Source organism: Alteromonas sp. CI.11.F.A3, from assembly GCF_032925565.1.
GTDB lineage: Bacteria > Pseudomonadota > Gammaproteobacteria > Enterobacterales > Alteromonadaceae > Alteromonas.
This window is the reverse complement of the sequence record NZ_CP136708.1, coordinates 1732013-1754635: the sequence shown is the minus strand read 5'-3', so window position 1 is coordinate 1754635 and position 22623 is coordinate 1732013. Positions and strand designations below refer to the sequence as shown.

The 22623-nt window shown below is 45.0% G+C and carries 23 protein-coding genes; 6 read left to right on the top strand and 17 right to left on the bottom strand.

All coding sequences use genetic code 11. The features are described 5' to 3' along the window. The first annotated feature begins 45 nt into the window (after window positions 1-45). Window positions 46-615 (top strand): GspH/FimT family pseudopilin, encoded by a 570-nt coding sequence (locus R1T43_RS07455; RefSeq protein ID WP_211070601.1) that lies wholly within the window; start codon window positions 46-48, stop codon window positions 613-615. A gap of 57 nt (window positions 616-672) precedes the next feature. On the opposite strand, the gene R1T43_RS07450 is transcribed toward R1T43_RS07455, so the two are convergent. Next, complete coding sequence (locus R1T43_RS07450) at window positions 673-1059, bottom strand: type IV pilin protein (protein ID WP_211070600.1); 387 nt, start codon at window positions 1057-1059, stop codon at window positions 673-675. A gap of 79 nt (window positions 1060-1138) precedes the next feature. Between R1T43_RS07450 and R1T43_RS07445 the strand changes: the two genes are divergently transcribed. From R1T43_RS07445 to R1T43_RS07430, 4 genes are read left to right on the top strand one after another with little or no spacing between them, the layout of a single operon-like run. Then, window positions 1139-1654 (top strand): prepilin-type N-terminal cleavage/methylation domain-containing protein, encoded by a 516-nt coding sequence (locus R1T43_RS07445; protein WP_317354534.1) that lies wholly within the window; start codon window positions 1139-1141, stop codon window positions 1652-1654. Continuing rightward, window positions 1648-2247: a hypothetical protein gene (locus tag R1T43_RS07440; RefSeq protein ID WP_317354532.1), complete on the top strand. Its 600-nt coding sequence runs from the start codon at window positions 1648-1650 to the stop codon at window positions 2245-2247. The genes R1T43_RS07445 and R1T43_RS07440 overlap by 7 nt, the downstream gene beginning before the upstream one ends. Next, window positions 2237-3238 carry a hypothetical protein gene (locus R1T43_RS07435; RefSeq protein ID WP_317354529.1) on the top strand — a complete coding sequence of 334 codons (1002 nt, stop codon included), beginning with the start codon at window positions 2237-2239 and terminating at the stop codon, window positions 3236-3238. The genes R1T43_RS07440 and R1T43_RS07435 overlap by 11 nt, the downstream gene beginning before the upstream one ends. Beyond that, a complete protein-coding gene (locus R1T43_RS07430) occupies window positions 3225-3785 on the top strand; it encodes a type II secretion system protein J (protein WP_317354526.1) in 561 nt (186 codons plus the stop codon). The genes R1T43_RS07435 and R1T43_RS07430 overlap by 14 nt, the downstream gene beginning before the upstream one ends. A gap of 4 nt (window positions 3786-3789) precedes the next feature. On the opposite strand, the gene R1T43_RS07425 is transcribed toward R1T43_RS07430, so the two are convergent. From R1T43_RS07425 to R1T43_RS07370, 12 genes are all read right to left on the bottom strand, one after another. Further along, entirely contained in the window at window positions 3790-4209 is a 420-nt protein-coding gene (locus R1T43_RS07425; protein WP_057796026.1) for a type IV pilin protein, read from the bottom strand. Between the two features lie 44 nt (window positions 4210-4253). Then, the gene (locus R1T43_RS07420; RefSeq protein ID WP_317354524.1) at window positions 4254-8336 is read right to left on the bottom strand and encodes a PilC/PilY family type IV pilus protein; all 4083 of its coding nucleotides are present in this window, start codon (window positions 8334-8336) and stop codon (window positions 4254-4256) included. 14 nt (window positions 8337-8350) lie between these two features. Next, window positions 8351-8914, bottom strand: coding sequence for a PilX N-terminal domain-containing pilus assembly protein (locus R1T43_RS07415; RefSeq protein ID WP_211070593.1), 564 nt, complete (start codon window positions 8912-8914; stop codon window positions 8351-8353). Beyond that, entirely contained in the window at window positions 8911-9720 is an 810-nt protein-coding gene (locus tag R1T43_RS07410; protein ID WP_247670706.1) for a PilW family protein, read from the bottom strand. The genes R1T43_RS07415 and R1T43_RS07410 overlap by 4 nt, the downstream gene beginning before the upstream one ends. A 32-nt stretch (window positions 9721-9752) precedes the next feature. After that, window positions 9753-10385 (bottom strand): prepilin-type N-terminal cleavage/methylation domain-containing protein, encoded by a 633-nt coding sequence (locus R1T43_RS07405; protein ID WP_211070591.1) that lies wholly within the window; start codon window positions 10383-10385, stop codon window positions 9753-9755. 205 nt (window positions 10386-10590) lie between these two features. Continuing rightward, entirely contained in the window at window positions 10591-11535 is a 945-nt protein-coding gene (gene ispH, locus R1T43_RS07400; RefSeq protein ID WP_317354518.1) for a 4-hydroxy-3-methylbut-2-enyl diphosphate reductase, read from the bottom strand. A gap of 2 nt (window positions 11536-11537) precedes the next feature. After that, window positions 11538-12005 (bottom strand): FKBP-type peptidyl-prolyl cis-trans isomerase, encoded by a 468-nt coding sequence (fkpB, locus tag R1T43_RS07395; protein WP_057790651.1) that lies wholly within the window; start codon window positions 12003-12005, stop codon window positions 11538-11540. Window positions 12006-12016: 11 nt separating this feature from the next. Continuing rightward, window positions 12017-12562, bottom strand: coding sequence for a signal peptidase II (gene lspA, locus R1T43_RS07390; RefSeq protein ID WP_211070588.1), 546 nt, complete (start codon window positions 12560-12562; stop codon window positions 12017-12019). Continuing rightward, on the bottom strand, window positions 12555-15374 hold the full coding sequence (gene ileS / locus R1T43_RS07385) for an isoleucine--tRNA ligase (RefSeq protein ID WP_317354511.1): 2820 nt from the start codon (window positions 15372-15374) through the stop codon (window positions 12555-12557). The genes lspA and ileS overlap by 8 nt, the downstream gene beginning before the upstream one ends. Window positions 15375-15483: 109 nt before the next feature. Then, on the bottom strand, window positions 15484-16404 hold the full coding sequence (ribF, locus tag R1T43_RS07380; RefSeq protein ID WP_317354508.1) for a bifunctional riboflavin kinase/FAD synthetase: 921 nt from the start codon (window positions 16402-16404) through the stop codon (window positions 15484-15486). 76 nt (window positions 16405-16480) lie between these two features. Further along, entirely contained in the window at window positions 16481-18037 is a 1557-nt protein-coding gene (gene murJ / locus R1T43_RS07375) for a murein biosynthesis integral membrane protein MurJ (protein WP_317354506.1), read from the bottom strand. A gap of 98 nt (window positions 18038-18135) precedes the next feature. Beyond that, window positions 18136-18270 carry a hypothetical protein gene (locus tag R1T43_RS07370; protein WP_282100424.1) on the bottom strand — a complete coding sequence of 45 codons (135 nt, stop codon included), beginning with the start codon at window positions 18268-18270 and terminating at the stop codon, window positions 18136-18138. A gap of 129 nt (window positions 18271-18399) precedes the next feature. Between R1T43_RS07370 and rpsT the strand changes: the two genes are divergently transcribed. Next, complete coding sequence (rpsT, locus tag R1T43_RS07365) at window positions 18400-18663, top strand: 30S ribosomal protein S20 (protein WP_013783316.1); 264 nt, start codon at window positions 18400-18402, stop codon at window positions 18661-18663. Window positions 18664-18821: 158 nt separating this feature from the next. Here the strand turns inward: rpsT and R1T43_RS07360 are convergent, their stop codons facing one another. Genes R1T43_RS07360 through R1T43_RS07345 form a run of 4 tightly spaced genes read right to left on the bottom strand, consistent with a single transcriptional unit; the run spans window position 18822 to window position 22452 of the window. Continuing rightward, window positions 18822-19574, bottom strand: a complete 753-nt coding sequence (locus R1T43_RS07360) for an SDR family oxidoreductase (RefSeq protein WP_317354503.1) — start codon at window positions 19572-19574, stop codon at window positions 18822-18824. Further along, window positions 19571-20647 (bottom strand): phosphotransferase family protein, encoded by a 1077-nt coding sequence (locus tag R1T43_RS07355; RefSeq protein WP_317354500.1) that lies wholly within the window; start codon window positions 20645-20647, stop codon window positions 19571-19573. Before R1T43_RS07355 ends, R1T43_RS07360 begins: the two co-directional genes overlap by 4 nt. 3 nt (window positions 20648-20650) lie before the next feature. After that, window positions 20651-21505, bottom strand: coding sequence for an SDR family oxidoreductase (locus tag R1T43_RS07350; RefSeq protein WP_317354497.1), 855 nt, complete (start codon window positions 21503-21505; stop codon window positions 20651-20653). Window positions 21506-21534: 29 nt separating this feature from the next. Next, window positions 21535-22452, bottom strand: a complete 918-nt coding sequence (locus tag R1T43_RS07345; protein ID WP_317354494.1) for a bile acid:sodium symporter family protein — start codon at window positions 22450-22452, stop codon at window positions 21535-21537. Window positions 22453-22623: the final 171 nt, after the last annotated feature.

Genomic DNA, 22623 nt, shown 5'->3' with positions numbered 1-22623 from the left:
CTAACGTTATTATCAGTATTAAACTAACTTAGTAAATAAATATCAGTGAAAACAAAGTCTTCTAGCGCTATGCGTCTTCAGTTCGGCCTGACTCTTTTAGAGATGCTAATTACGGTAGCCATTTTGGCAATCTTAGTAGGGGTTGTTGCCCCATCTATTAATAGTATTTTAGTCAAAAATAGAGTAACCGGCGACATCAATACGTTAAGCGCGATAGCACAGCAAGCTAGGTTTAGTGCCGTTAATGAACAGTTTGACGTAATACTTTGCCCTACTACGAATTACGATACGTGTGTAAGCGACTGGGCCAACGCCAAGATGGTCTTTATTGATGAGAATACAAATGGAAGCAGAGACAGTAGTGAAGCCCTTATTGCCAGCAGCGATCCGCTAAATTCAGGTAATACAATCAGTGGCATTTCGGGAGCTATTTCTTTTTCTGAACAAGGCAGTATTAGCACTAGTGCAACCATTACCATTTGCCCTAGCAGCAAAGATGCCTCGTATGCTTCTGCCCTCTTATTATCACTTTTCGGTAGAATATCTGTAGCCATCGACAGTGACGATGATGGCGTTAATGAAGATTTATCTGGCACTGCCCTTACTTGCCCCTAATGCCTTGCTGCGGTGTTCTTTAGCGGCAAAATAATGATACCTCATATCAAAGACAGGCTACCTTCCCCAACACCCATGAGGTAAATTCTCGTGAGGGGTGATGGTCAGCAACCGACAAGGATTAGATTTATCCAAAAAGCCTAGAGACGCTACAATGCTATAATTTCCATCCTTAGATTCGCTGTATGTCAGTGTAACGCCGTCTATATTGGGTGCTGGCAACCCACTAAGTCCCGAGTATTTACCTTCACTCAACCAGTACCTTTCTTGCTTTATTTGCAAAGAAAGTAAATAGCTAATGGTTTCATGCTTATTCGCAAGCGCGATGGTTGATGAGTAGCTAGGAATGGCAAACATAGAAACAATACCCACAATCGCAACAGCGACCAAAAGCTCGATTAATGTAATACCCCACATTTTGATTAAATTGATTTTCCCTTCCATGGTACAGCAGCCCTCTAGTTGTTGATTCGTTATGCTGTAAACCTAACAGCAAACAAACGACAAATAACCGGACTAAGGCATGGTTTTAAACAAAGTAGATGGATTTTCATTGTTAGAGATACTAGTGGTGCTTTGCATTGTGGTCATTATTAGTGCTTTAGCCGTGCCCTCTTTTGTTGAATGGCGACAAGCAAACGCTATAAAAAGTGCATTAAAGCATACCGCAGACATCGCAAAGTACGCCCGTACGCTTTCTATCTCTGAGCGAAAGCCAGTTACTTTGGTTGTCGACGCTTCAGCGAATCATTGCATCAGTATAACGTCAGCGAGTGACTGCGATTGCAGTGCAGCAAGCAGTTGCCACGTTTTTAGCCAGCAGAAGCGGCTTGTTATGCAAAACTATCATGCCGTCATTGCGAGTCCTGCCAATAAAAAATCGTTACTGACATTCGATGGAACGCATGGAATGAGCTTCGGCAGCGCAATGACAGTAAGCATAACTAACGCTCGATATACCGGTAAAGTTATCATTAATAATCTTGGCCGGGTACGGTATTGCACGTCCACCGCATTAGAGGGGATTCCTCTATGTTAAGGTTATCTGGCATTAGCCTGGTAGAGCTCACTATAACCATGGCAATTAGTACAACATTGGTGCTTTTTTCTACCATGGGGGCGGCTACTATTTCAAAAGAACTCGGTTATTTTCAACAACAATTAGCACTGCAAAGTGAGTTACGACTTATTAGTCACTCGCTTTCTTTACAACTACAGCGGGCAGGATACGTAGCTCGCCCTTTTGAAGAAATTTTTGCCAACAGCGCATTACTACCGCCCGCTATTAATATCAGCCATCATCCGCTAGAAGTTGAGAATTCCTGTGTCTTATTTTCTTATGATAAAAATACTGATGGCGATATTAGCCAAGAAAACCCCGCCGAATTGTTAGGCTTTCGATTGCGCAACAAAGCCCTTGAGTACCGTGTAGCCAGTAAAAGTTGCGAGCAAGGTGGATGGCATGATCTAACCGACACATCAGAATTACACGTCACCCAATTCACTATTTCTTTGCACGGTGAGGTAAACCATGCCCCTGTTTACAAGATTAAGCTGGCTGTGCAAAGCAAAGCGTCTGCACAGCTTACCGCCGCGCAACATCTGCATATACGAGTTGCCAATGCGATGTAGCACTGATTATTTTTCATTATGTTCACCCGCTACACCCTCACTAGCTACAGTCTCATTAGCTACACCCTCACTAGCTACTATGGGTGGTAAAGGGTCGATTCGCATAAAAGGCGCCGTATTATTGAGCATAGTGGGTATACTGCTGAGCTTAATAACACTGGCACTTTGGGCAACCAGCTCACTCCTTACAAGCGAGTTTCAAGCCAGTAAGCGCAGCATTGCTTATAACGAAGTGATGAATGTATTGCACAACGACGTAACCCAGTTAACCGAACAGCTGCGTACTAGCGAAGATTGGCAGCAAACCGCGAGTTTATTCACCCGCGCATCTGTGTCAGCAACCCACTATGTAGGAAGTGATTCACAACATTTAACCTTGTTTTCAGTGGCCATGACTCACCGTGTAACGTCACTGTTCATTAGACAAGATTTTTTACGCCACCCCGCTATAGTTCGTCTTCCTGCCACCGGCGTAGCCACAGGTGCGACTAACAATATACTTCCTCATCTATTTGAACGTCACCACAGTGATTTTACGCCAATGCATTTTCCAGAACCTCGCATAACAGATAACTGCGAAGGCCTTACCCACCACCTTGTGTTTTGGGTGCGTGGTTCCTGCCATATTTCGGGCAGTGAAACCATAGGGTCAGCGAGTCACCCTGTTTTACTTGTAGTAGAAAAGGGAGATTTCACCCTTGATGTCCATGCCCAAATTTACGGGTTAGTGGTGATATTAAGCGAAACCAGTGCGCCTGCGGGTTCTTCGGCCTCTGCTACCTCTTCAGCCATCCCTATCGCCACTGCCTCCCCTGTCGCCACTATCGCCTCTTCGGCCAAGCTTGTAGGCGCGATGGTAAGCAATGAAGACGTCACTAGGGTTTTCCATGGGCACATCGATTTCAATCTAAGCGTATTACGCGCCCTTCAACAATCTAGCGGTTTGCAAAAGATGCAACCTATCCCCGGGAGTTGGCATGACTTTAATTAAAAAGACCCAAGGGTTTTCGCTCATAGAGGTAATGATTGCATCAGGACTCTTTGCACTCACCTTTACCGCAGGCCTTAAGCTTTATCAGCAAATATATGGACAATGGCAGCAACTAAACAAGGTGCAGCAAGCACAGCATCAGCTTGAAACCGACCAAACTAATTTACTAATAAATGTGAATACGAATCAGGATGCATATACCACCATTACCTCCTCGTCTACCACAAGCGGGTTAAAAGCCGTGACCTTAGTCGAAGTTGTAGAACCTTTACCCAAGTTAAACTATACAGATGAAGCTGTAATTACCGATAAAACCCATACCGAAAATACGCTTAGTGAAGGGAATGAAACGACAACTGAAGAAATAAATGCAGAAGAGGCGCCTGATGACGCGCAAGAACTTATCGAAAAAGTAAAAACTGAAAGCCAAGCTATTAACTTAACATTGACGGTTGTAGTGGCACCGCCGTATCAATCCCATTGGCAAGATGTGATGAGCATGGGGCCGCTAGTGCCGTCAATGCCTCTTTCACCCGCAACGCCTTAGCTTGCTAACAAGACCAGCAATACTCGCCTGCCGCCAGCGAACCATTATTGTTTACGTCCCAGCCTTTGCGGCCATCACTAAAATAAAACAGCGCGCCATCAGCAGCCTGCGCAGTACCGCTTACTGGCGTTGCTTTTAATTGGTAACTGGTTGCATCGGCAGACACTATGGTGAGGTTGTAGCGTTTATTCGCCGCCGCTTCGGTTGAGGGAGAGTAAGTAGCAAATATGGTTGGTGCCCCCGTATTTCCGCCACCTGCGCCCGCACCTTGGTAACTAAAAGAGCCACTATGATGACGTTCCATTGCAGCAGCAAATGCCAGCATGTCTGCTTGCGCCGAGCCTCTATATCCATCTGTCATAAAAGACTGATATGACGGGTAAGCAATACTGGCAAGAATGCCAACAATGGCCACCACTATCATTAATTCAATAAGGGAGAAGCCTTTGTTTTTTTTGTTACTACTAATCACTGAGATGTATCCTCTCGCTCAGTTTCGGAATGCCAACTGCCTCGTTGTATTCGCTCAAACTTGCCGTAAATATTTTGCGCTAAGCACTCAAACGCTGAACCGCAATCCTCTTCGTTGCCATCATCGTCGACACTGATAACAGTAGATGCACACTCGGTACCAAGGCACACCACGGGGCTGGTTATATCTTCAATAAGAATTTTAGTCTCTGGTGCTATCCCTGTTTGCTGTAACTCTACTGATCTGTCAGAACTATCGAGTTCGCCATTATTATTAAGGTCTGATACGGCATTAGCATTGAATAAATTAACGAGATAAGCGCGGCTATTACCAGACGGCGGCGCACACAAACTGGTGCTACTTACCGCAGGCACATATGTAGTAAAGAATATTTTGTAATCTACTATTAAAGGTGACGCTAATACTTTTTCGCCATCGGTAGTCAGCTCTATATACCACCCCGCTTTATTCGCAAAGCTTGATGCTGCTACACCTTGCTCGCCTTCATCGCTACTGGTGAGCAAATGTTCGGTAGCATTATATAAATCTGACTCAGATACCGTACTCATGAAGGTAAATTGACCACTCGCATCGCGATTAAATACCCCCTCGTCTTTTAGCATATAAAAATTGTCTTCAACTGTGACATCAAGCGGTGATGCTCGCCATCCACTGCCCATTGCCACGGCATAATATAACTCGTCACCCAGCGCGACTTCCGATACATCAGGACCATAGTAAAAACGGCGGTTAGTTTCAGCGGTGTCTCCAGCAAAATCTGCCAACCTAGCGCCTTTTACAAAGTTGCTGCCCGACTCGCCATTATAAATGTCCATACGGAACAGCTGCCCCCCCATGTCACCTACATACATATGATCAGCAAAGCCATCGTTGTCTCTGTCAATAACAGATATACGACCTGGTATACTGTAGTTCATATCAACTAGATTCAAATCTGCATCAGCATTACTGGCGTGCCAAAGTAAGCTTCCAGTGTCGGCATCGAACATATATACCGCATTTCCAACAGCATCAGCACTTCTTACTGATTTATCATCTTGCGAGTCATCGTAACCGCCGCCGATGATCATGACATTTTTCTCTTGGGTGCCGTAGCGCACTTTTGTAATAGTGGGGCGCGACCATGTTTGGGCTAATTTCTCGAGACCCGTGGTGCCACCTTCAATCACAAACTTAATGGTTGGCGAGGTCTTCTGAGTTATATCAAACACATAATAGTTCCGGCCACCTCGACGCATCCCTAAATACAAGTAAGTTGATGTGCCTACTGTGCGTAACACCATCTCGCCGTCTAAGCCATAAACGTGATTAAACGTAGAGATATCTTCATAAAAGTGGTGCAAGTTAGGCAGCAACGCTTTAGGCATAATGCCGAAGTTTTCTTCGCCGGTTTCTGCATCAAACGAATGCAGCATACCTTGGTTTGTGGCAACCAGTATGGCTGAATCTGTACTACCGTAATTGACCACTACAGGCTGTGAATGAATGGGGTCGCCCATTTGAAGCCTATAGTCAGTAGTATCACCATCGCCATCATTATCTTTGACATCTACGCCCCGTGCCCATTTAAGCAACACTTCGCGAAGCTCTTCTGCATCAAGCTCATCATCTACACCTAATAATGCTGTCGTAATATCACTGTTGTCTTCATGCAGTTCGTTACTAGATTGAACAATATTTCCAGCACCATCGAAAACATACAAATTACGGTTAGAGGTCATTTTACTCGCGGTACCGCCCTCTCGAACATCACTACCATCTGCAAGGGTCGACCAGTAGCTATGAGAGGTATCCTTAAAGAACCCCGTATCACCATCGACAGCAACCAATGCGTTTTGATCTAAAATATTCTCACCATCTAATCGGTAACGTTTAAGGTTGCCTGGCCAGATAGCACCTTCACTGGGCTTAAACAACGCAAAGTAGAGTTCGTCGTTATGAGTCAAGCGATTAAGTTGATTCACCGCTACACCGGGTGATACAAAGGTTGAATTAACATCTTTTACAGAGCGTAGAATAGTGTTGAATGCCTCAAGCAGTTCAGTGCTGTCATCGGCTTGATAGAACCCACCACCACTTTGCACCGCCAGCTGGTTTAAGAAGTTGTTGGCAGTACTATTCGCCGCAAATCCTATCGTATGGGTGATCACGCGACGTCCAATAACCGACGTATCGGAGTCACTGACATTTTTAACCAGATTTAAACCACACTTTTCGCCGCCACTACCGGTACAGCTTTCACCTAGTAATGATTCGATGAGGGATACACTGTGGTTATTGTTTGCTTCACCATCTGAAAGTAAAACAATGTGGTTGTTGGTCTGGCACTGTAAATCACTTACCGGTGATATATAGGTTGCCCCGCTAGGGATATATTCATTAATACAGTCGCTATCAGATAGGTTGTCATCGGAACACCCATTGGGTTGAACCGCATCTGCGCCCAAATAAGAACTTCTATGACTGACTCGCGTATTCTTCCTCACCGTGTTTGAAACATTATAATTACCACGGGTTAGACCGTAATCAACATCTCTGCCGCCGTAATAGTTTACAGCTTCGTAAAGGGTATCTACGATGGGTGTATAACCACTGGCAGTAAGCTCATCCACTTTACTAACTAGGTGTTCTCTTACTGTCGATGTCTGCCCAGGCGAAGCTGAACCATTGAACTTAACCACTAATTTAGCTGCAGATGACTGGGAGCCACTGTAGGTATACGCACCTCGATAACCAGTAAAGTCACTAAATACAAACGCCATCGCATTACCGGATTGCCAGCCCGATCTATCTACAATCTCTTTAACTACACCAGATATATCCGGTGAAGCGTAATCGTTACCCGATGAGAACGAGCCCATGTTCCAGGTTACACCCGACGTTTTGCCAATATTTCTAAGCAAATAACGATTGCCTGAGGAGAAGTCGTCAGCATCATTATCTGCAACACCGCGGATTAACATGCTCGAGTTATTAGTGTTGTAGCTGCTATACGCGGTAAGTTCTATATAAGCTTCGGAAATTTCAGCGCCTTGAGGGATGTTTACATTTTGAAATCGAACCCCGATATAACTGTTGTAGCTGCCTGAGAAAGTAAGCTCTGATCCTGTATTCTCATACCCGTTGTTGTTTTCTTCTATGTTGTCGTTAGAACGGCTAACCTGGTAAACACTTTCACCACTGATACAACCTGTAGCGGTTGCATCATCATAAGACACTACTAATTGCGGCGACCCGGTTTGTCCAGAATCAAATGCACGGGCTTCACGGCTGCTAGCAGCATCTGAACTTGTGCCTTCTATGAGAATATTGAGGTCGTCCCCCCCACACCACTGTGGCAAATCTACAATTTCTTGAATAACCGATGAGATATCGGGCGTGGCAATGATCTCATCAGCAGATGGAAAGTCATTATTACTTATCCATTCAACTTCTGACGCGGTTTTCGTTCTTGAAGAAAGGTTATTATATGCCGTGGAAAATTCCGTGCTAGTGGCTGACGCCTCGCCGCTTATGGTGAGTGTGGTGCCTGCTATATTAAATTTTTCTGACGTAAAACGAAGGTGCGCACTCACTATCGTGGCCCCCTGAGGAATATTCATCTCAGTAAAACGCATTCCTGATGTGACTACATTTGTGCCTAAACTCAATACTAGGTCATTAGCCGTAGTATTTACCGTCCCGTTGATTTCTGATGCGTCGTGACTACTTGCGCCTATTGATGTGATGAGTTCCGGTTGAATGGCGTCATCAATTCCGCTTACTGGGAAAAGTATAGGGCCGCCATAGTCTGAGAAACGCATAAGGCCTGCATCTATATTAGTGGCTGAGGTTAACGCCTCTTTAAGGGCATTTTGTACTCTTAGAATACGGGATTGGCCGGTACCATCTTTGCCCGTCATACTGCCGGAGGTGTCCATGATAAAAAGTACATTTGGATTATACGTTGCCGACTCTGAGGCCGTGCCTAAGTAGATATCCAAATCATCACCGACAGCGGAAAAGCCAATGCAAGAAAACATCACTACCGAGACAAAAAAACTACTTACGCGTTTCATAATTATTACTCTTTTTATTGTGATGCAGGGCCAAACACTGATGCCGCTAGGGAGTTCGCAACCACCGTAGATTTACTACCTACTTTGCCGCAGCCTCTAATAATAAACACGTGGCAATTTACGTTACTACCGCCAATCACGTTGCTTGAGCCACGACACGCTTGCTCTCTTACAAACGCAGTACGAGACCAGCTCTTGGTACTGGCCATGGTTTGATAAGTACCATTTGTTGTGTGTTCACTGCCCCATGAAAGACCACTTTCGGTCATGTACCTATCAGTCCATTCATTTTGATCGAAGCAGCTCATTGCTTCTGTTTCTGGATCGTAGGGATCAAGCTGTCGTGCCGCAGAAAGAGGATCTACTTTAGTGTCATCTTGCAATAGTGACTCATCCTCTGACTCAAAAAACACCCCCGCAATAGCCGCTTCTGCCGCGTCGAATGCTAACCCACTCTGCTGCATCGACATGGCCATTTTAGACTGGGACAAACTGCTGGTTACCGCGCTTACGCCTAAAATAGTGAGTGAGAGCAGCACTAACAATGCAAACACCATTACCAATCCACGCTGTTTCATTGAATGCTCCTAACAAAGTTTTTCATATTTCGAAGTGACACGGTTTTAGTAAAAACCTGATAATAATGGCTCGAGTCTAGCGTGACTTGATTCTCGTTGAGTAAGGCAAATGTAGGGGCTGAGGTTTGCTGCACTTGGTTTTGATAGCTTTTAAGTAAGATAGCCCAACGCAGCGCAACCACCTGTTGATTCTGTGCTCGTAGCACTGCCAACCTATCTGCCGTCACATAGGTTATCGCTTGCCCATTGGAATTCTCAGCAACATCGCTGACGCCATATTGAAGTTGGAAGTTACTGACATTGTCTAGCAAGGTCACAGTATTCGGTGAAACCGATTGTGTTTTAAGTCCCCGTAATACTCGACCGTCGTAGCCTGTGCATCTAAATTCATTGCCGCTAACGTAGTATCGGTTTACCACATGAAATTCATCATCGGCGGCATAACCATGTTTACTGCCCGTACAATCTGCAAGCGCAAGTAAACTCACCACTAACTCATCACTTGCGCCACTCGATGCTTGCGTGCTCCCGAGCGTGGTATTTGAGGAAAAGTCTCCGGCCAATCCAATCGGCCTATTTTCAATAAATCCAGCCTCAGCCACTGTATCAACTGAATCATCGATAGAAGCAACAATAGTGTCGTAGCGACCAATTTCGTAAAATTCATTACTGAGCCGACTTGTTATAAAACGTCCAGACTCCTGAACCTGTGCCACCGCTTGATTAAGCTTATTCGTTACACTACTGCTCACCAATACCTGAATGATAGCGCCAGATATTACCAACCCTAACGCTAAGGAAATCATTAACTCTACAAGAGAAAACCCCTGCGCACGCTTCACAAGGTTAAATCCTTTATCACGCAGGCATTACTGTCTGATTCATTCGGATTACAACGCGTATTTAAGGTATATGATTGATTACCTGCTGATGCTACCGGCCACGCTAGAATAACTTGCAATCGTGAGCCCGCACTGCAACTGTAAACATCCGCGACGTTATTATCTGCACAGGTTAACGATAAGGTGGTCTGAGGGTTAGTTTGCACTGCTGCGCATGAAAGTGCCCAGCCATCGTATTTCGCCATATCCTGTTCGTTGCAGGTGGCCGTTTCGCAATTAGGCACCCCAGTAGGGCGACTCAAACAAAAACATTTGTATGGGTGAGTAGAACCTGAACAACTAAGCCCGTTGAAATTGTAATTACTAGCACTAAAATATTGGTTGTTGACCACAATGCCATCCCCTACCGTTGCCACGCGTGCAGCAGCACGTAAACGTTCAGCAACCTGAGCGGCAACAAATTCGCTTTGCGTACGGCTAATGGCATCTTTGTTGGCAAACGAACCGGTGAATTGAAGTGCGGCTACACCGAGTAAACCAATGGCAAGAATGAACATAGTGACAAGCACCTCTATAAGGCCAACGCCTTGTTGGTTACCTAACCCACTAGTGTTTATCGTTTGATTCATATTCCCTGCATTGCACGGTGGCATTCACGCTAAAATTTAGACACAACCTTATGTTTAGCATTCTATGCTAAAAATTTCTTGCTCAAGGTATAAGCAATCATAAAACGTATAAGATTGTATTACCATTAGACGACAGCGTAAAAAAAAGCACCGCATATCAATGCAGTGCTTTAAAATCCAACCCAATTTTTATACCTAAACGGCGTTAGCTTACTTGTTTAACTCTAAGCTCTTTGGGAACCGCGAATTCCACATTTTCTTCTCGGCCTGCACGTTCAGAGGCAGAAACCGCCCCCCATGCTTTAAGCTTATCAACCACGCCTTGCACTAGCACCTCAGGTGCTGAAGCGCCTGCAGTCACACCTATGTGCTCAACGCCTTCAAGCCAGCTTTCCTGAATGCAATTCGCATCGGCAATTAAGTGCGCTTTTGCACCAATCTTTTCAGCTAGTTCACGTAAACGATTTGAATTTGAGCTATTTTGCGCACCCACTACCAATAATACTTGGCAGTCTTGAGACAAATCCCGCACGGCGTCTTGACGATTCTGTGTGGCATAGCAAATATCGTCTTTACGAGGCCCTTGAATATCAGGGAAACGTTCACGTAATGCATCAATTACATCTGCGGTGTCATCAACTGATAACGTCGTTTGGCTACAGTAATAAAGGTTTTTGGCGTCCTTCACTTCAAGCGTCGCCACATCAGCCTCAGACTCAACAAGGTAAATTCCACCCTCATTATTACTGTATTGCCCCATCGTACCTTCTACTTCTGGGTGCCCTGCATGGCCAATCAAAATACATTCAGTGCCTGTTTTACTTGCTCGCGTCACTTCCATATGTACTTTAGTCACTAACGGACAAGTAGCATCAAATACCTTTAAACCACGATTTTCAGCTTCTTTTCTTACTGCTTGAGAAACCCCATGGGCAGAAAAAATAACAATGCAGTTATCGGGTACTTCATGCAATTCATCTACAAAAATAGCGCCACGCTCACGTAGCCCATCTACCACAAATTTATTGTGAACGACTTCATGGCGAACATAGATAGGCGGCTCAAATATTTCAAGCGCTCTTTCTACAATAGTGATGGCTCTGTCTACTCCGGCACAAAAGCCACGAGGGTTAGCGAGATGAATTTGCATAATTACTGGTCACCTTCTGGTGTAGGTGCGGCTTTCACATCAACTATTTCGACATCGAAAATAACCGTTTGCCCAGCTAATGGGTGGTTAAAGTCAACCGTGATGGAGTCGCCCGCTACACTTCTGATAATACCGGGTATTTCTGAGCCATCTGGCTGAGAAAACGCAAGAATAGCACCTTCTTGAATTTCTAAATCAGCACCAAAGCGACTTCTATCCATGTAATGGATATTGTTTGGGTTAGGCTCACCAAAGGCATCGTTCGCGGCTAACGTAAATGATTTCTTTTCACCTTTTTGAAGCCCTAACAAGCAAGCTTCAAAGTTAGGGGTAAGACTACCGTCACCCATTACCATTTTCGCAGGCTTATTGTTTACTCGGGTGCTGTCAGCGGCTGATCCATCTTCAAGTTTTAAATCAAAGTGAAGAATAACTTCGCTGTCAGAACCAATAATAAGGTTGTCGGTCATTGTGGCTCCGGTTACTGCTTTGATGTGTTGGCTGAATCGGCGCTTTTATGCTTCTCACCGTTCTTGAACATATCAATAATTAAAAGGGCTGCACCAATAAATATAGCGCTATCGGCAATATTGAAGGCAGGCCAATGCATGTTGTTTACATGAAAATCGAGAAAATCGATAACGTACCCATGCACTAAACGATCGTAAACGTTACCTAGCGCGCCACCTAATATAAAAGAAAAGGCAACAGGCAACAGAGTTTGGTTTTTAGGCGATTGTTTCAACCACCATAAAATAACCACACTGACAACAGTAGCGATGGCAGTAAAAAACCATCGCTGCCAGCCACCGGCACTATCAAGAAAGCTAAATGCCGCGCCATAATTATGTACGTACGTTAAATTGAAAAACGGTAATACCTCTATCGATTGATAAAGTGACATACCGCCTAATACCGCGTACTTGGTAACCTGATCTAACACGAATGCAATTAGGGTTATCCAAAGAAACCGTAAACCGGTTTCACTGAATAACTTAGGCTTGGTATCCGCCGTAGTATTAAGCATACTGACGCGTTTCCCCTTCGCCATCAATGTTAGTTACACAACGACCACATAGTTCTTCGTGCCCTTCGTGGGTGCCAACATCTTCACGATGGTGCCAACAGCGAACACATTTGTCGCCGCTTGCTTTGTTTACGCTTAACCATAGGCCTTCAACATCGGTAGCCGCAGCATTGTCTGGTGCGCTGTCTACTTTTGTCAGGTTCACTGCCGATGTAATCAATACAAAGCGCAATTCATCTTCAAGTGATGCCAAGGTGTTAAACAAAGACTCTGTAGCATACAAGTCAATCTTCGCTTCTAACGAGCCACCTAGCTGACCGTCTTTACGAGCTTGCTCCATGGCTTGGTTAGCTGCGTCTTTCACGTTTAATACCTGATGCCAAAGTTCATCGTTAAATACGTCGCTTTGGGTGAAGCTGTTAAAGCCTTCGTACCAGGTTTCGGAAAACACAAATTCACTACGCTCGCCCGGTAAAGCTTCCCAAATCTCTTGCGCTGTAAAGCTTGTGATTGGTGCCATCCAGCGAACTAACGCTTCCATAATATGGTAAAGCGCAGTTTGGCAAGAACGACGTGCATTGCCGTCTGATTTCGCCGTGTACTGTCTGTCTTTAATCACGTCTAGGTAGAAAGAACCCAACTCGATTGAGCAGAAGTGCATTAGCTTTTGCGTTACTACTAGCAAGTCATACTTTTCAAACGCTTCAACAAGTTCTTCCTGTAGCCCTTTAGCACGGGCTACAATCCAGCGGTCGAGTGCCACCATCTCTCCTTCTGGCAAAGCATCTTCTGGCACAAAGCCATTAAGGTTTGCCAATAAGAAACGTGAAGTATTACGTAGGCGACGATATGCATCAGCAGCACGTTTTAGAATTTCATCAGATACCGCAATTTCACCGCGGTAATCGGTAGAAGCAACCCATAGACGAAGAATGTCTGCGCCTAGTTTGTTCGTTACTTCTTGCGGCGCAACCACGTTACCAACCGACTTCGACATCTTTCTGCCGTGGGCATCAACGGTAAAGCCGTGGGTTAATACTTCTTTGTAAGGCGCATGGCCATGCATAGCAGTGGATGTCATAAGTGATGACATAAACCAACCACGGTGTTGGTCTGACCCTTCAAGGTACAAATCGGCGCTAGCTGGAATGTCTTCACGTTGATCAACCACAAAGTAATGCGTTACACCTGAGTCGAACCATACGTCTAGGGTATCGGTCACTTTATCGTAGTTATCGGCTTCGCTACCTAATAGTGCAGCATCGTCGATATCCCACCAAGCTTGAATGCCTTTGGTTTCAACTTCAGCGGCCACTTTTTCCATAAGTGCAACCGACTCAGGGTGAAGTTCACCGGTAAGTTTGTGCACGTATAATGGAATTGGCACACCCCATGTACGTTGGCGAGAAATACACCAATCTGGGCGGCCTTCTACCATTTTCTGGATGCGGTTTTCGCCCCACTCTGGGATCCACTTAGTTTGCTTAATTTGTTCGATTGACTCAGCACGTAGGCCCTTTTTGTCCATGCTGATGAACCACTGCGGCGTAGCACGGAAAATAATAGGCGTTTTATGGCGCCAGCAATGCGGGTAGCTATGCTCGTATTTCACGTTAAGTACTAGGTTACCGTGCTCTTTTACCGTTTCAACAATGGTATCGTTGGCTTTAAATACGAACTGGCCAGCAAACAAAGGGGTGTTTTCTAAATACACACCGTTATTACCTACTGGGTTGTACACTTCAATGTCGTATTGTTTACCTACATTGAAATCGTCAACACCGTGAGCAGGCGCGGTATGAACACAACCAGTACCTGATTCAGTGGTAACGTGCTCGCCTAAAATAAGCGGTACTTTTAAATCTAAGAACGGATGATTAACCAATAATCGCTCTAGGCTTGAACCTACACAGGTCGCCACTTCACGATATTCTTCAATACCGTAGCGCGTCATGCAGCTTTCAAGTAAGTCTTGTGCGACTACTAACCATTCGCTGGTCGACGTAATTTCAACAATCGCGTAGGTTAATTCTGGGTGCAAGCTGATGGCGCGGTTTGCAGGCAATGTCCAGGGGGTAGTTGTCCAGATAACCACGCCCGTTTTATGCGCCGTTAAGTCTTCACTCGTTACACCAAACGCAGCCGCGATAGCGTCTACATCAGCAACAGGGAATTTCACATCGATAGCAGGTGAAATTTTGTCTTGGTATTCTACTTCTGCTTCTGCCAACGCAGAACCACAGTCAGTACACCAGTGAACAGGCTTAAAGCCTTTTTCTAAATGGCCTGATTTAACCACTTTACCCAGTGCGCGAATAATGTCGGCTTCTGAGCGAAAATCCATGGTTTTATAAGGATTATCCCACGTACCAAACACGCCAAGGCGTTTGAAGTCAGCCATTTGGCCGTCAATTTGACGTTGTGCGTATTCACGGCACTTTTGGCGAAACTCAGCAGCCGTCACTTTTTTGCCAGGCTTACCCACTTTCTTTTCTACCATTAGTTCTATAGGCAAACCGTGACAGTCCCAACCCGGCACATAAGGGGAGTCGAAATCTGACAAGGTTTTAGACTTAACAATAATGTCTTTCAGAATTTTATTTACTGCGTGACCAATATGAATATCGCCGTTTGCGTACGGAGGGCCATCATGAAGAATGAAAGGCTTCTTACCTTTCTTCGCTTCTCTAATCTTTGTGTATACCCCTTTTTCTTGCCAGTCTTTCAGCATTTTAGGCTCACGCTGAGCAAGGTTACCGCGCATTGGAAAGGCGGTTTCAGGTAGGTTTAATGTGGCTTTATAATCACTCATATAATTGTATTATCCGGTTACCTTTAATAATACCCAACGCCTCGTTAGGCGCTGTATAGGCTTGCATTGGTCGACGCTATGTTAAGCGTAGTGACTTTATCACGTTTCACTATTCTAATAACAGGCGCGCCTTAGCGGCATCGGCCTGAATTTGTGCTTTTAGTATCTCAAACGAGTCAAATTTCTGTTCATCTCGTATTTTTGCAACAGGAAACACGGTCATTGGTTTCCCGTACAGGTCGGCTGACATATCGAAGATATGTACTTCTAACTGGTTTCGCACACCATTTAACGTGGGGCGAGTACCAATGTTAGCTACGCCATTGAATTTTTTTCCATCTACGGCAACGTGCACTGCAAATACACCGTGAATAGGCGCCCTGCAACGTTTCAGCATGACATTCGCGGTAGGAAACCCTATGGTCCGCCCTTTCTTCTCACCATGTACCACTCGGCCATACACAGCAAAAGGCCTACCTAACATTTCTTCGGCAAGCGTAAAATCAGAATCCGCGAGGGCTTCGCGTACTGCAGTAGAGCTAATGCGATGTGCATGCATCATAAAGCTTTGTGTGCTAACCACTTCAAAGCCGTACTTTTGCCCAGCGGCTTGCAGCATAGCAAAGTCGCCCTGACGACCTTGTCCAAAGCGAAAGTCATCGCCTACCACAAGAAATTTAACGCCTAACTTATCCACCAGCAAATCATGCACGAAGGTATCGGCACTTTGACTAGCAAAAGCTCTGTTGAAACGCACTGCCAATAAACGATCGACGCCCTGCTGTTTCAGCAATTCGTACTTTTCACGCAATGGACTGATGCGTGCAGGCGCTTTATCAGGCGTAAAGACTTCCTCAGGTTGAGGTTCAAACACCATCACCGTAGCCGGCAACCCAAGTGCATTGGCTTTTTGAAGCACATTACCCAGTACTGCCTGATGTCCCAAGTGCACACCATCAAATTTCCCGATGGTAAGTACACACCCGCTGTGCTGCGGTTTTACATTGTTAAGCCCGCGGATAAATTCCACTATTAGCCACTGCCTTTAGTTACTACTGAAAATTCAAAGCTCGCGATTATAAACGACCCTGCACGGAATACCAATATTAGCCGCCCCCACTTTTGAAATGACGACGTCTTGCACCCAATAAAATCATGCATGAGAAGAAAGCTGCGGCAGATAAGGTGATAGTAATAGCAACATCCACCACTTGCACTGTCCATTCAAGGTCGAAAAACGCCACGCCCTTATCACGATAAAAAATCACCGCCCCCATTACCGTACTGGCAATAAGTACGCGAAGTATAAACATCACCGATGTACGGCTAAGTACAAAAACACCTTGCTTGTGCAGGGTAATATACAGCAGTGCGGCATTCAGCGTGGCCGACATGCTAGTGGCAATGGCTAGGCCAATATAGCCAAAGGGAATGGCTAACAAATTAAACACCATGTTTGCCACCATGCACCAAATACCAAATCTAACCGGGGTTTTGGTGTCTTGCCGCGAGTAAAACCCGGGCGCCAGCACTTTCACTAACATAAAGCTGAGTAAACCAAATGCATACGCGGTTAGTGAATAAGACGCCATAGTGGCAGTTTCCGCCGTAAAAGCGCCCCGCTGGAATATCACCGTTAAGATTGGGCGCGCCATCGTAGCTAACCCTACGGCGGCTGGAATGCCCAGTAAACACACCATGCGAAATGCCCAATCTATATTGGCAGAAAAGGCTTTCGGATCTTTACTCACATGATTACGCGACAGCGCGGGCAATATTACGGTGGCGATGGCGATACCAAACAGACCTAACGGAAATTCCAGTAAGCGGTCAGAGTAGTAAAGCCAGCTAATAGAGCCCGTCATAAGGAAGCTGGCAATGAAGGTATCGAATAATAAGTTGATTTGCCCCACGGATACGCCGAATAAAGCTGGGATCATTAAGGTACGCACCTTAACAACATTTTCGTCTCGCCAGCCCCATTTAGGCTTAACTAGTAGACCTGCCCGATACAAAAACGGCAATTGAAAGCCAAGTTGTACTATGCCGCCTAAAAAGACGCCCCACGCCAATGCAAAGGCGGGCTGTTCCATATCAGGGGCTAAAAATACTGCACAAGCAATAATACATACGTTAAGTAGTACAGGCGTAAACGCTGCGACTGCAAATTTATTCAGGGTATTTAATATAGCCCCAGCCAACCCAGTTAATGATACAAAGGCAAGATACGGAAAGGTGATTTTTAACATGGTAGAGGCGAGTAAAAATTTATCGCCCGCTTCATCGCCCTGCACCCACGCAATGAACCAGCCTGTGCCAAATAACGCGGCCAAAACCGGTGATGCTATTACGCCAATAAGGGAAACAATAAATACAATGGCCCCGAGCGTACCGGAAATTTTAGCAACAAACGCTTTAAGTTCTGCTTTCTCGTGATTTTGGTGTACTTCGGTTAATACCGGAATAAATGCTTGCGCGAATGCACCTTCGGCAAATAAGCGGCGCAGGAAGTTAGGAATTTTATTTGCAAAGAAAAACACGTCGGCGGCGGCGCCATCCCCCATTAGCCTTGCGACTACCACATCTCGCACTAGCCCTAACACGCGGGATATCAATGTCATTACACTGACAATAAGGCCTGATTTTAATAACTTCCGTGACACTAAGACGATTCCAATAAATACATTTCATTCAGTTAAGCGCTCAATCATAACGAAACCCCGTAAAGGGCGAAACGTATTATTCAAAATATAAGTGCATCTCATGAAATTTTTTTGCTATAATCCGCGCCCGTTGTGGGTATGGTTTCGTGCTGTGCATCGCTTTTTTGTTCTGTACTTTCTGTTAAGCGCTTTATTAGCTCTTTTACTAAGAACAGGGCGAAAAACCAAAACATTCGATCTACACCTTAATTAAGGTAGAAATTAACTTTCTACTTATTGGGTTAAATCGTTTGACTTTTGGCTGGATGATAGGCAAAATCCGCACCCTCGTTTTTGACATGAATTTATTTGGGAGTTACACCTTGGCTAACATCAAGTCTGCTAAGAAACGTGCAATCCAAGCCGAAAAGCGTCGCCAGCATAACGCTAGCCGTCGCTCCATGACTCGTACAAGCTTGAAGAAAGTAGTAGCTGCTATCGCTAGTGGTGATAAAGAAGGTGCACAAACTGCATTTGCTGCTGCAACTCCGATTCTTGACAGAATGGCTACTAAAGGTTTGATTCACAAGAATAAAGCTGCTCGTCACAAGAGCCGCCTAGCTGCACAAATTAAAGCTTTAGCTTAAATTTTACAGTTAGTAAAAAAGCGCCTATTGGCGCTTTTTTTGTGTCTTTTTTTTGATATCTTTTTTGAGCCTCTTCTGCTTGTATCTTTTGTTCGGCGCATTTTATACAGCGCTTTTGTTCGATGCGTTTGTCAGAGGCTTTTATCAGAGCTTTGGCACTAACTCATTTTGCGAATAGTGCTAGCAGGCGCAACACTTAGTACCCAATGCAATAATGCCCACGGCCAACTTGGCACATAAGACACAGCCTTTTCCTTATTAATCGCTTTTACCAGCGCCTTGCAGCCGGTTTCGGCATCGACAATAAACGGCACTTTTTCTACCGTTTCATTAATTTCAGTACGAATAAATCCTGGATGAACACAGCTCACCTTAATTGGCGTATTCATCACATCCAAGCGAATCCCCTCTGTCATTGACGTAAGCCCCGCTTTAGTGGCCGCATACACGGTTAGAGCGCGCCTGAACCCTCTTACAGCACTGATTGATGATATAGTGACTAGGTGGCCAGAATTTTGGGCCCTGAAAATTGTCATCGCTGCCTCGGCTTGCGCAAGTGCCGCAATAAAATTAGTTTCGGCGGTTTGCTTGTTTGCATTAAAGAACCCCGTACCTATAGAAGCGCCTTTGCCCATACCTGCATTAACAATAACTCTATCAAGTTGCCCCATCTCTTGTTTGAACGCGTCAAACACTTCAAAAACCGCGTTATGGTCGTTCACGTCAAGCGACTTAATTAGCACCTTTATGTTAGGGTTTACCGCTAGTAGCTCACTTCTTAATTCTTCTAAGCGATCTAATCGCCTTGCGCACAGTGCTAAATTTCTGCCTTGCTTTGCGAACTCTGTTGCCATTCCTTTTCCAAGGCCTGAGCTTGCGCCCGTGATCAGAATATTTTGTCTTGTTGTCATTTTCTTTTTCCTGATTGACGAATGGCCTTTTTACAACGCCACATTAAATAATGAATAAATATCCAAAAGTTTTTAAACGCTGGGTTATTGGTTTGCCCATGGTGATAGCGGTAGTAGATTTGCTGTGCAATACCCGCTAAACGAAACAAGCCATACACTTCATAGAAAGTGAAATCATCAACGTTAACATCCATTTGCTTGCAGTAATAAGCCACCACTTGATCTCGTGTCATCATGCCTTTTAGATGAGTGGGCTGCCTACGTGTAGATTGGGCGAGAAAATCATCGTCAGCATTAACCCAATAGGCCAACGTATTGCCCAAGTCCATCAAGGGATCGCCAAGGGTGGCCAACTCCCAATCAAGCACACCTAAAATGTTGGTGTAGTCGTTAGGATCTAACACCACATTGTCGAATCTAAAATCGTTGTGAGTAATGCAAATACGCTCTTCACTTGGCATATTAGCTTTAAGCCAGCGCATAACGCCTTTGCCAGAGGGGACATTCCAGGTTTTTGCTTTTGTGTAACGCTCACTCCAGCCTGTAATTTGGCGCTCTATATAACCGCTACCTTTGCCAATGGTGTCTAAACCTGCCGCCTTATAGTCAACCTTGTGCAGCTCTATTAAGCTATCGAGTACATTTTTGCATAGCTGATGCGTCTGTTCTGGAGAGGTCTTTAAATCGCGAGGAAGATTCTTACGGGGAATAACGCCAGACAGCTTTTCCATGATATAGAATTCTGTGCCAATCACGGTTTCATCATCGCAATACGCGAGCATGTCAGGCACATAACTATAAACCGGCTTCAGCGCGGCTTGAAGACGATATTCACGCCCCATATCATGGGCACCTTTCGCTTTAGTGCCCGCGGGTGCACGGCGTAATATTAGCGACGTATTTTCGTATTCAAGACAGTAGGTCCAGTTAGACGCACCGCCTGAATATTGTGTCACCCTAGGTGTGCCGATAAGGTTTTGAATATGGTTTTTCAGCCACCCATCGACGACATTAACGTCTAGTTCTTCGCCTTCTCTTACTGATACTGCTTTATCTAATACTGTATTCGTCATGGGTTACCGTCTTTCCATTGCACGTTTCATCGCTTTGGTTTGTTTTAGCATATTATTAATATAGGTTTGAGTGGGTAGTAGTTTTTTCATCAAAAATGCCCGCTTACCTAGTTTGTGGGTAAGGATTAAAAACCGCTTTTGGGTAACCTGATCACAAATACTTTGCGCCACCTCTTCTTTGGTCATATCTGCTTTTTTAAAAAATCGCGCCATCATTTTATGCATGGCGGGGTTATCGCTTCGCATCGACTCATCAAGGTTGGTTTTGAAGAAACTAGGGCACACCACACTCACATCGATATTATCGGGAGCAAGCTCTAACTTCATGGTTTCAGACAGTGAGACTACCGCCGCCTTTACTGCGTTGTAACTGTTCATGTAGGGAATAGGCGTTAGCCCTGCTTGCGACGCTATATTCACAAAATAGCCCGCCCCCTGCGCTTTGAATAATGGCAATATAGCCTTGCTGACACGCACCATGCCTAGCAGGTTAATATCGAAAATCCATTTCCACTGGGCAATACTTTCATCACTTAAACTACCGCCAGACGCGACACCTGCGTTGTTGAACACGATATCAACACCGCCCCATCGTGCTTCTATAGCGCTAACCAAATTGGCGACATCATTATCTTGGGTAATGTCACAGGGTTGATAGAAAGCCTCTGTACTATTTTTTGTTAGTAGGGCAAGCGTTTCTAGCCCTCGCTCCTCATGGATGTCAGCGATACAAATTTTCAATTGTTCGCCGCTTTTACTGTGCTCGTTACTTAACGCAAGTGCTATGCCTTGCCCTAGTCCCGTGGCGCCACCGGTAATGAGGATACGTTTTTCTTTATCGTTTGTTTTTGTACTCATGTGTTTTGCTCTTATTGTTAGCGCTCAGTCTAGGCTTTTTGAGTAGCAAGTGGTTTGTCCTTACCTTCATCTTCATCAGCGCTTTTAGTGGCATTTTTCAGGCGCTTCGACCATACAGCTAAAAGCCCAGGGCCTGCATACATGGTTAACCCGTAAACCCCAGCCGCCACGGCAAATTCAGGAGAATTTAAGAAGGTAATACAAATTAACATGGCCAGCGCTGCGTTTTGGACGCCCACTTCAATAGCCAGTGTAATACCGTCAATTTTCGACAACTTAAAGGCAAACGCTAAAATAAGGCCCAATACCACTGCTGAAATATTCAGGGCTAAACACACTAGCAAGGCCTCTTCTAATGACGCCATTAAGTTCGCCCGCTCACTAATTAATATGCCAATGATCATGGCAATCATGAACCACAATGAAAACGTTCTAAAAAATCCCTCTACCTTAATAGAAAAGGTGGGTTTGAAGTGTCGTATTGCCATACCAATGATGACAGGCACGATAGACACGCAAACCAAGCCGACGACGGTAGTAACAATGGAAAATGAAGGTGCGTTCTCACCAGCGAAATAGTCCATGGAATAGTGGATTATAAAAGGCGTTGAGAATACGCAAATAAAGGTAGATAGCGCTGTTAAGCTTACAGATAACGCCAGGTTCGCTCGCCCAATATGACTTATTAAGTTACTCATCGTGCCACCAGGACACGCTGATAAAATCATAATACCTATGGCCATTGCTGGATGAAGGGAAAATGCCATGCACAAGCCAAACGCCAATAAGGGTAGCAATACGGTTTGCCCCACCAGCCCCACTACGATGGCTTTAGGCGCTTTAAGTAAACGGGTGAAATCGGCTACCGTTAACGTAAGACCCATACCAAACATCACGAAAGCCAAAGCCAGTGGAAGAAGTATTTCGGTAAAAATCGAGGCCTGCATATATGCCCTTTGTTATTGTAAGTTTTTAATGGTGATAAACACGTATCGTCCTTGACCTAATGCTCAGAGTAACGCTGAATTAGTATTGCATAAATGAAACGAGCTTCATCCGTCAGCTCGTTCTACCTAGTTTTGTCTACCTAGTTTTGTCTACCTAGTTTTGTCTACCTA

Coding starts and splice junctions, on each gene's coding strand:
- R1T43_RS07425 (WP_057796026.1), bottom strand. CDS start 4,209: ATGATAGTGGTGGCCATTGTTGGCATTCTTGCCAGTATTGCTTACCCG.
- R1T43_RS07405 (WP_211070591.1), bottom strand. CDS start 10,385: ATGAATCAAACGATAAACACTAGTGGGTTAGGTAACCAACAAGGCGTT.
- R1T43_RS07440 (WP_317354532.1), top strand. CDS start 1,648: ATGTTAAGGTTATCTGGCATTAGCCTGGTAGAGCTCACTATAACCATG.
- R1T43_RS07370 (WP_282100424.1), bottom strand. CDS start 18,270: ATGTTTTGGTTTTTCGCCCTGTTCTTAGTAAAAGAGCTAATAAAGCGC.
- R1T43_RS07410 (WP_247670706.1), bottom strand. CDS start 9,720: ATGATTTCCTTAGCGTTAGGGTTGGTAATATCTGGCGCTATCATTCAG.
- lspA (WP_211070588.1), bottom strand. CDS start 12,562: ATGCTTAATACTACGGCGGATACCAAGCCTAAGTTATTCAGTGAAACC.
- R1T43_RS07450 (WP_211070600.1), bottom strand. CDS start 1,059: ATGGAAGGGAAAATCAATTTAATCAAAATGTGGGGTATTACATTAATC.
- ispH (WP_317354518.1), bottom strand. CDS start 11,535: ATGCAAATTCATCTCGCTAACCCTCGTGGCTTTTGTGCCGGAGTAGAC.
- R1T43_RS07360 (WP_317354503.1), bottom strand. CDS start 19,574: ATGACAACAAGACAAAATATTCTGATCACGGGCGCAAGCTCAGGCCTT.
- R1T43_RS07435 (WP_317354529.1), top strand. CDS start 2,237: ATGCGATGTAGCACTGATTATTTTTCATTATGTTCACCCGCTACACCC.
- fkpB (WP_057790651.1), bottom strand. CDS start 12,005: ATGACCGACAACCTTATTATTGGTTCTGACAGCGAAGTTATTCTTCAC.
- R1T43_RS07355 (WP_317354500.1), bottom strand. CDS start 20,647: ATGACGAATACAGTATTAGATAAAGCAGTATCAGTAAGAGAAGGCGAA.
- ileS (WP_317354511.1), bottom strand. CDS start 15,374: ATGAGTGATTATAAAGCCACATTAAACCTACCTGAAACCGCCTTTCCA.
- R1T43_RS07345 (WP_317354494.1), bottom strand. CDS start 22,452: ATGCAGGCCTCGATTTTTACCGAAATACTTCTTCCACTGGCTTTGGCT.
- R1T43_RS07350 (WP_317354497.1), bottom strand. CDS start 21,505: ATGAGTACAAAAACAAACGATAAAGAAAAACGTATCCTCATTACCGGT.
- R1T43_RS07430 (WP_317354526.1), top strand. CDS start 3,225: ATGACTTTAATTAAAAAGACCCAAGGGTTTTCGCTCATAGAGGTAATG.
- R1T43_RS07420 (WP_317354524.1), bottom strand. CDS start 8,336: ATGAAACGCGTAAGTAGTTTTTTTGTCTCGGTAGTGATGTTTTCTTGC.
- R1T43_RS07415 (WP_211070593.1), bottom strand. CDS start 8,914: ATGAAACAGCGTGGATTGGTAATGGTGTTTGCATTGTTAGTGCTGCTC.
- R1T43_RS07445 (WP_317354534.1), top strand. CDS start 1,139: ATGGTTTTAAACAAAGTAGATGGATTTTCATTGTTAGAGATACTAGTG.